The organism is Arthrobacter sp. P1_D4 (genome assembly GCF_056406115.1).
Window position 1 is genome coordinate 1 of the sequence record NZ_JBFUAU010000039.1, and the last position, 2,271, is coordinate 2,271.

At 65.0% G+C, this 2,271-nt stretch carries 1 protein-coding gene, 1 pseudogene and 1 riboswitch; of the genes and pseudogenes, one reads left to right on the forward strand and one right to left on the reverse strand.

Features of this window, described 5'->3' with window-relative positions:
* On the reverse strand, positions 1–1,601 hold a 1,601-nt coding region (locus AC1D0A_RS21870), incomplete at its 3' end, for an aminomethyl-transferring glycine dehydrogenase (RefSeq protein WP_476946829.1).
* Between the two features lie 158 nt (positions 1,602–1,759).
* Positions 1,760–1,857: riboswitch (glycine riboswitch) on the reverse strand.
* Positions 1,858–2,126: 269 nt separating this feature from the next.
* On the opposite strand from AC1D0A_RS21870, the pseudogene AC1D0A_RS21875 reads away from it, so the two are divergent.
* Positions 2,127–2,271: pseudogene (locus AC1D0A_RS21875) on the forward strand (lipoyl synthase); the annotation flags it as partial.

The window sequence follows — 2,271 nt, forward strand, 5'->3', positions numbered from 1 at the left end:
CCGGCGGTCTGGGATTCCGGGGCGAAGGGGTGGATGGAAGCGAACTCCGGCCAGGAGATGGCCTCCATCTCGGCCGTGGCGTTCAGCTTCATGGTGCACGACCCCAGCGGGATCATGGTCCGGTCCAGGGCCAGATCGCGGTCCGAGAGGCGGCGGATATAGCGCAGCAACTGGGTCTCGGAACGGTGCGTGTTGAACACCGGGTGCTGCAGGAAGTCGGAGGAGCGCAGCACGGACTCCGGCAGTTCGAGACCCTGGGCTGAACCGACCGGGCCGGCGCCAAAGGCGACGGCAACGGCGGCGAGGACGTCCGGCGTCGTGGTTTCATCAACGGATACACCCACCGTGTCGGCGTCGATCACGCGAAGGTTGATGCCGCGGGCCTCGGCCGCCGCGATGACCTTGGCGGCCTTGCCGGGGACGCGGACCGTGACGGTGTCGAAGAAGGACTCGGATACCAACTCGCGGCCGGCGGCCTTAAGGGACGCTGCCAGGGTGCGGGCGTTGTTGTGGACGGCCTCGGCGATCGCCTTCAGGCCATCGGGGCCGTGATAGACGGCGTACATCGAGGAGACGATGGCCAACAGCGCCTGCGCGGTGCAAATGTTGGACGTGGCCTTCTCACGGCGGATGTGCTGCTCGCGGGTCTGCAGGGCCAGACGGTAGGCGGGGACGCCGGCGTTGTCCTTGGACACCCCCACAATGCGGCCCGGAAGCGTGCGTTCCATGCCCTCACGCACCGCCATGTAGGCGGCGTGCGGCCCGCCGAAAAACAGCGGCACACCGAAGCGCTGCGTGGAGCCGACTGCGATGTCAGCCCCCTGCTCGCCCGGAGGGGTAATCAGGGTCAGGGCAAGCAGATCCGCCGCCACGGTGACCAGTGCGCCGCGTTCCTTAGCCTCCGCGATCACGGCAGACTGGTCCCACACCCGGCCGGAGACGCCCGGCTGCTGCAGGACGACGCCGTTGATGACGCCGTCGGGCAGGCCCTTCGAGAGGTCGGCGACCTCAACCTCGAAGCCCAGCGCCTCGGCACGGCCCTTGACGATCGCGATGGTCTGCGGCAGCACATCGGTATCGAGGACGGTCTTGGCCCCGGCAGCGGACTTGTTTTTGTTGGCCCGGCGCATCAGAAGCACTGCCTCGGCGACTGCGGTGGCTTCATCCAGCAGGGAAGCATTCGCGACCGGCAGAGCGGTGAGGTCCTGGACCATGGTCTGGAAATTCAGCAGCGCCTCAAGCCGGCCCTGCGAGATCTCCGGCTGGTACGGGGTATAGGCCGTGTACCAGGCCGGGGCCTCAAGGATGTTGCGGCGGATCACCGCCGGGGTGAGCGTGTCGTAGTAGCCCTGCCCGATCATCTGCACGGCGGTCTTGTTCTTCGACGCCAGCTTGCGCAGCTCGGCCAGCACCTCGACCTCGCTCAGCGCGCCGTCGAGGCTGAGCGGCTTTTGCTGGCGGATGGAGTCGGGCACGGCAGTGTCCACGAGGCCATCAACGCTGTCGTAGCCGATCGCCTTGAGCATGGTGTCGATGTCGGTCTGGCGGCGCGCGCCGATGTGCCGGTCTACGAAGGCAGAAGGATGGGACTGAACGGTCATATGGAACTCCAGGGTCGGGCCGGCCCGAAGGACACGGCTGTGGATCAAGTTCCTCCCCGCTCTGTCGTGGACCTGAGAGATTCCGCAGACAGGGGTCTGCTTGCACCGTCGGTGAGCTCGCCCTTCATGATGAAGGGCGAACTGCTTTCCAGAGTTGCCTCGTCGCGGCGGTACGTGGGCCTGAGAGATTCCTGGGGAGGATTTGCTCCTACGGCGCCCGCATCATTTGCTTGCAGGACTCTCCCGCCGCAGATCAAAAGCGTGTCGCTTGCGCCGTGACCGGGGTCACAGCGTTGTTGCCCTCCATCATTGGCCAGGGCCTGTGCGGCTGACTACAGCAACCTGCCTAATTTTGTCGATACCCTTTATCCATATGTATGAAGACCGCTCCAGCGCGTGGACTTTGGACGATTGTCTATACGCAAGTGCAAAACCGCGCAGTTCATTAGTAGACGGGACCGGGGCCAAGCCCTGACCATGGAGTTGCCCGGAAACACCCCGCCCTGGCCCAGAAGGAGCTTTACTGTGACACTGGCACCAGAAGGCCGGAAGATGCTGCGCATTGAGCAGCGAAACGCGGCCACACCGGTGGAACGGAAGCCGGAATGGATCAAGGCCAAGGTCCAGATGGGCCCGGAGTTCGTCCAGCTCAAAAACCTCGTCAAGAAGG